Annotated in this window: 6 protein-coding genes; 5 read left to right on the plus strand and 1 reads right to left on the minus strand. The window is 62.4% G+C overall.

Annotation, left to right across the window (positions count from 1 at the left end; translation table 11 throughout):
* On the plus strand, positions 1-844 hold an 844-nt coding region (locus AC2VOK_RS08075), incomplete at its 5' end, for a GMC oxidoreductase (RefSeq protein WP_428900005.1).
* Between the two features lie 13 nt (positions 845-857).
* Here the strand turns inward: AC2VOK_RS08075 and AC2VOK_RS08080 are convergent.
* A complete protein-coding gene (locus tag AC2VOK_RS08080) occupies positions 858-2,138 on the minus strand; it encodes a glycosyltransferase (protein WP_428900006.1) in 1,281 nt (426 codons plus the stop codon).
* Between the two features lie 282 nt (positions 2,139-2,420).
* Between AC2VOK_RS08080 and AC2VOK_RS08085 the strand changes: the two genes are divergently transcribed.
* From AC2VOK_RS08085 to AC2VOK_RS08100, 4 genes are all read left to right on the plus strand, one after another.
* Entirely contained in the window at positions 2,421-2,561 is a 141-nt protein-coding gene (locus AC2VOK_RS08085) for a hypothetical protein (protein WP_428900007.1), read from the plus strand.
* Positions 2,562-2,572: 11 nt separating this feature from the next.
* Positions 2,573-2,989, plus strand: coding sequence for an MmpS family transport accessory protein (locus AC2VOK_RS08090; protein WP_428900010.1), 417 nt, complete (start codon positions 2,573-2,575; stop codon positions 2,987-2,989).
* A complete protein-coding gene (locus AC2VOK_RS08095; RefSeq protein WP_428900008.1) occupies positions 2,986-5,883 on the plus strand; it encodes an MMPL/RND family transporter in 2,898 nt (965 codons plus the stop codon). Before AC2VOK_RS08090 ends, AC2VOK_RS08095 begins: the two co-directional genes overlap by 4 nt.
* A 143-nt stretch (positions 5,884-6,026) precedes the next feature.
* Positions 6,027-6,534: MMPL family transporter (locus AC2VOK_RS08100; protein WP_428900009.1), on the plus strand; the 508-nt coding region annotated here is incomplete at its 3' end.

Below are 6,534 nucleotides of genomic sequence, written 5' to 3' on the forward strand. Positions count from 1 at the left end.
GCACGTGATCGCCCAACACCACTCCGACATGCTGGCTCTCAAAGCCAAGGTCGTGGTGCTGGCCGCCGGCGCACTGGCCACCCCACTGCTGCTACTCGAGTCCCGCACCGGGCAGTGGCCCAACGGCCTGGCCAACGGCTCCGACTGGGTCGGGCGCAACCTGATGCGCCATCTCATGGACTGGATCGAGCTCTGGCCAGAACGCGGCTGCACGATCACGGCCGAAAACAAGGAGATCGGGCTCAACGACTTCTACTTCTGGGAGGGGCAGAAATATGGCACCCTCCAGTCGGCCGGCGCGATGGCCAATCTCGCATCCCTGGACATGTTCGTCAACCAGCCCGGCTGGCAGCCAAGGATGCTGCGCATGATGAGCCCGGCGGTGCGACCGATCTACGATCGCTTCTTCAACGGTGGGCTGGTGCTTGTCCCGATGATGGAAGACCTGCCGTATCTGGACAATCGCGTCCTGCCCAGCGATCGACCCAGCACTGACGGTCGCCAACGGCTGCAACTTCACTATCGATTACACCCCAGTGAGACCCAACGCCGCCGGGTGTTCATCCGGCAGATCAAAGAAGTGTTGAAGCCGTTTCGCACGCTGACATTGCGGACCGGCGCGAACAACTCGACCCTCGGCCATGTCTGTGGCACCTGCCGCTTCGGTACCGATCCCACGACCAGCGTGCTCGATCCCCACAACCGGGCGCACGAAGTCGACAATCTCTATGTCGTCGATGCGTCGTTCTTTCCCTCCAGCGCCGGCTTGAACCCCAGTTTGACCGTCGCGGCCAACGCCCTGCGGGTGGCCGAGCACGTGAACCAGACGCATTTCCCCAGCTGAACGGTCGGGGTGTTCAGCCAACACACTCGAGCCGGGCGAAATCTTCCACACGATCAGCGGCGTCCGCAACGCTCTCGGCGGGTCGGGTCATCCGGGTGGCCATCTCGCGGGCGCGGGTCGCATAGTCCGGGGCCAGGATCCGACGCAGATCTGCGACCAGCGATTCCTCGGTAGCGCTCGAAAAGCGCCGCGCGTTACCCACCTTCAGCCGTTTGATCGCAGCTCCCCACATCAGCTGAACGTCTGCCATCCAGAGGATCAACGTGGGCACGCCGGCGCGCAGGCCTGCGGCCGTGGTGCCCGCGCCGCCGTGGTGGACGACGGCACGACAGGCGGGAAAGATCGCCGCGTAATTCACCTGGCCCACCACTTTGACGTGGTCGGAGTGAGCGGCGCTGCTGAAATCGGTCCAGCCGGCGCAGACCAGTGCCCGCTCGCCCAGTCGCGCACACGCGGCACCGATCATGGCAAGCGTATCGGCGGGAGATTCGACCGGGATGCTGCCGAACCCGAAACAAATGGGCGGCGTTCCCGCGGCGATCCACGAAGCGACGTCGTCATCGGCGCCCGTCGCCAACTCCATCGTCAACGTGCCGACGAAGGGCCGTTGGGCCGGCGTCCGCTCATTCCATTGCGCCCATTCGGCCGCCAGACCCGGGAAGCACACCACGTCGTAGGCCTGGATCTCCAGCGCTCCTCGTTCCGCAATGCGTTGCGGCGCGGGACGAGTCGCCTTCGGAAGGCCGAGGTGGCGGCGCTGGGCGTCCTGGACTTTCCGCACTCCCCGCCACACCAACCGCTCGTAGACCGTCATCGCCGAACGGATCAACGGCGCCGGCAGGAACGGAACCAGGTGACCATTGACCCGTATCGGGAACCACAGCAGCGTGGCCAAGGGAATGTCGCGATACTCCGCGACATTGAGCGCGAGTTCCTGGTAGCTCATGCCGGTGAGCAACAGGTCGGCTCCTTCGGCGAGCGCCGTCAGCGTCGTGCTCATCTCCGCCCAGCGCTGGGTGCCCGGCTCCCGAGCTTCGCGCAGCAGCCTCTTCACCTCCTGGATTCTCCAGAAGTTGCGGAAGAATCGCGCCCAGAAGTTGCGCGTCGATTCCAGCCACGCCTGCATGTCGGGTCCGTAGGCAACCGCTGCGAGCCCAACCGACTCGGCGAAGCCAACCAGGTCGGGCGGGACGGCCACACACACGTCGTGCCCTCGGCGCAGCAACTCCCGACCGACCGCGATGCCGGGCTCGACATCGCCGCGAGTTCCATAGAACGCCAGCACAAACTTCATCGCGCGATTTCGGCCTCTCGTTCCCCCAGTACGCGTTCTGTGAAATGAAGGCGGCAGATCACGTCCACAGCTCAGCCGCACCGCAGCATAACCCGTTTCCGACACGGTCACGGCTGAGGCTGCGGCCAGTGCCGCTGCCGGACACCACCCTGAGAAGTTCCTTAAATCCCGGCCCGATGCTGTGGGCCACCGGTAGGGTTTGGAACCGTAATTGAACTCGTGTCAGCTAGGGTGGTGCGGTGGTTTGGGGCAGTGTGCGCGATGTTGAGCCGGCGTGGCCCGATGTCCCCGTCGACAGCGGCCAAGACCCCGCTCCACGCCGCAGGCGCCGGCGTGTTTTTCGGCGACGTCCTGGCCAACCGCCGACTGCACCTCGGGCACAAGGTGGCGACGGAAAGAATCGCCGGAATTCGGGATCTGTGATTCCGCGGGTTCTGCGGCGGCTGTGGATACCGCTGGTCGTCCTGGTCGTGGTCGCTGTGGGAGGAATGACTGTGTCGCGACTGCACGGCCTTTTCGGCTCTGAAAAGAACCTTTCATACTCCGACACCAGAGCCGACAACAAGCCCTACAATCCGCAGCGCCTCACATACGAGGTATTCGGACCGCCGGGGGCCGTGGCTTTGATCAGCTATTTCGGCGCCAACGGTGATCCGCAGCATGTTCAGGGGGTAAGCCTGCCGTGGTCATACGAATTCGCGATCACCGCAGCCACGGGCATGCGAAGTGTCGCGGCGCAGGGTGACCTCGACAGTATCGGCTGCCGCATCAAGCTCGACGGAGTGGTCAAAGCCGAGAAGATCGCGCACGCGGTGAGCGCCTTTACGTCGTGCACGCTGAACCCCGCATGAGCAACCATCAGCTACCCAACACGCGACCATTGGTAGCGAGGACCATCCGTCGATTTTCGGTCCTCGTCATCCTGGCCTGGCTGGCGATCATCGGTTTCTTGATGATCGGTGTCCCCTCGCTGGAGCAGGTCGAAAGCGAGCATTCGGTCTCGCTCAATCCCACAGATGCGCCGTCCGTCAAGGCGGCAGAGCGCATGAACGAGGACTTCAAGCAATCCGACCAACCCGGCCGTTCTGATCAATCAAATTCCGGCGGTGTGGCGACGATCGTTTTGGAGGGGCAACAACCCCTTGGCGCCGATGCCCACAAATACTACGACAGCTTGATTTCTCAGTTAAAAGACGACCCGAAACATGTGGCCCACGTCCAGGATTTCTGGGGCGATGAATTAACCAGACACGCCGCGCAAAGCGTTGACGGTAAGGCCGCATATGTTCAAGTGGTTCTCGTCGGCAACTCGGGTCAGACCGCGGGCAACGACGCGGTCGAAGCCGTTCAGCGCATCGTCGCCCGGACGCCGGCACCGCCGGGAGTAAAGGCCTATGTCACCGGGCCTGCGGCGATCAATGCCGATATGAGCCACAGCGGTGACAGAACCGTCGCCACGATCACCGCGGTGAGCATCGTGGTCATCTTCGTCACACTACTTCTCGTCTACCGTTCGATCATCACGGTGATTCTGCTGCTGCTGGTGGTCGGCATCGAATTGCAAGTGGCCCGCGGAATCATTGCATTCATCGGCCATTACGCGGGTATCGGCCTCACCACGTTCGCCGTTAATCTGCTGGTGTCCCTGGTGATCGCCGCTGGAACCGACTACGGGATATTTTTCATAGGCCGCTACCAGGAGGCGCGCCAGGCCGGCCAGGACAGGGAAACGGCGTACTACACCACATATCACGGGGTCGCCAAGGTCATCGTGGCCTCGGGCCTGACGATCGCCGGAGCGCTTTTCTGCCTGATCTTCACGCGGCTGCCCTCTTTCAACGTGCTGGCCGTCCCGTGTGCGGTGGGCGTGTTGGTCGCCGTCGCTGTCGCGATCACGCTGATTCCGGCCGTGCTCACCGTCGGGAGCCGTTTCGGTTTGTTCGAGCCCAAGCGGACAATCAACCCTCGCGCATGGCGGCGGGTGGGCACGGCAATCGTTCGATGGCCCGCGCCGATTCTCGTCGCCACATTGGCGGTCACCCTTGTCGGACTCTTGACGCTGCCTGGCTACAGACCCAGCTACAACGACCAGAAATACATCCCCAAAGACATCCCCGGCAATTTGGGGTACGAGGCGGCGGCACGACATTTCCCCCCGTCGACAATGATGACGCCCGAGCTCCTCATGGTCGAAACCGATCACGATCTGCGCAATCCGGCCGATTTTCTGGTCTTGGAGAAACTGGCCAAAGCTGTTCTGGCCGTGCCGGGCGTGTCGACGGTTCAGGCCGTAACACGGCCCGAGGGAACCCCGATCAAGCACACGACGATACCGTATTTCCTCAGCATGCAGGTCGCCGGTCAGCAGCAATTCTTGTTTTTCCAGAATGCTCGCCTCGAGGACATGCTCAAGCAGGCCGACATGCTGGCGGAAGCGATCAGCATCACGCGACACCTCTATGAGCTGACGAAGCTGATGGTCACCACGACGCACGACATGGTCGCCACAACACATGCCATACAGAACCTCACCAACGACCTGCGCAGTCATATTTCGGATTTCGAGGATTTCATCAGGCCGATCCGCAGTTACTTCTATTGGGACAAGCACTGCTACGACATTCCCATCTGCCTTTCGCTGAGAAGTATTTTCGATTCGCTCGACGGCATCGACGAGGTTGCCGACAAGCTGGGCGACGTGGTTGTGGACCTCGATCAGATCGACGTCCTCCTGCCGCAGATTCTCGCCCAGTTTCCCGAGATGATCGCGATCATGGAGAGTTCGCGGACCATGCTGCTCACCATGCACAGCACCATGTCCGGAGTCCTTGGAAACATGAGCGACGACAACGGTAACGGGACTGCCATGGGCAGGGCGTTCGACACCGCTCAAAACGACGATTCGTTCTACCTGCCACCGGAAGCCTTCAAAGACAAGGACTTCCAACGAATCATGAAAATATTCTTGTCCCCGGACGGGAAGAGCGCCCGGATGCTCATTCTGCAAAAGGGCGATCCCGCGTCACCCGAGGGCATTTCCCGCGTCGACCCGATCAAAAGCGCGGCCGAGGAAGCCCTCAAGGGAACACCCCTGGAATCCTCGAAGATCTATCTCTCGGGCACCGCAGCGGGCGTGCGGGACGTGGTGCAGGGGTCGACCTATGATCTCATGATCGCAGGCGTCGCGGCGCTCTGCCTCATCTTCATCGTCATGCTGGTCATGACTCGAAGTTTTATCGCCGCACTGGTGATCGTGGGTACGGTATTGCTTTCGCTGGGTGCGTCTTTCGGGCTCTCCGTGTTCGTCTGGCAGGATTTGCTCGGAATCCAAATACACTGGTCAGTTCTCGTGATGTCGGTGATCGTCCTTTTGGCGGTGGGGTCTGACTACAATTTGTTGCTGGTCGCCCGAATGAAAGAGGAAATAGGAGCCGGCATCCACACCGGCATCATTCGCGCCATGGGTGGCACCGGCAAAGTCGTGACGAATGCCGGGCTGGTGTTCGCGTTCACCATGGGGTCCATGCTGGTCAGCGATCTGCGCGCGATCGGGCAGGTGGGCACGACAATCGGACTGGGTCTGCTGTTCGACACGCTGGTCGTGCGCGCGTTCATGACCCCGTCCATCGCCGCGCTGCTGGGGCGCTGGTTCTGGTGGCCGCAACAAGTGCGCCCCCGCCCGGCCAGTTCCTTGCTTCGACCTACAGGGCCCCGTCCATTGGTTCGTGCCTTGCTGCTGAGATAGCGGCAGTCAGTGGCGGATTCTCAGTTCAGGACACGACCGGTAACCGTGGGGAGCACCATGGCACAGCGCGACAGCGAAGGCACTGGCTGCCGCTTCGAAGTGCGCGGCCCGGGCGCCGTGCCCGTCTGCCCGTTGAAGGCCATATGAGCACCCCACTCCCCCGGCCGCCCGTCGTCGCCCGCACGATCCGCAGGCTTTCGCCGCTCATCGTCCTGGCGTGGGTGGCGTTGACGCTCACCGTGACCTTGGCGGTTCCGCCGTTGGAGCAGGTCGGCGAAGAGCACTCCGTACCACTGGCTCCTCGGGACGCGCCGTCGGTGCGGGCCATGATGAACATGGGTACGGCATTCCAGGAATCCGATTCGGATAGTTTTGCCATGATCCTCCTGGAGGGGAAGGAACCGCTCGGGGACGACGCTCACACGTATTACCGCGAGTTGGTTCGCGAATTGCGGAACGACCCGCAGCATGTCGAACACGTGCAGGATTTGTGGGGCGATCGACTCACGGCGGGGGGCGTGCAAAGCCCCGACGGCAAGGCCGCATATGTCCAACTGAACCTGGCCGGCAACCAGGGCACCAGGTTGGCCCAGGATTCCGTGGCGGCGGTCCGGAGAATCATGCAGCAGACGCCGCCCCCCCAGGGGGTCG

Source organism: Mycobacterium sp. TH-M116, from assembly GCF_057473685.1.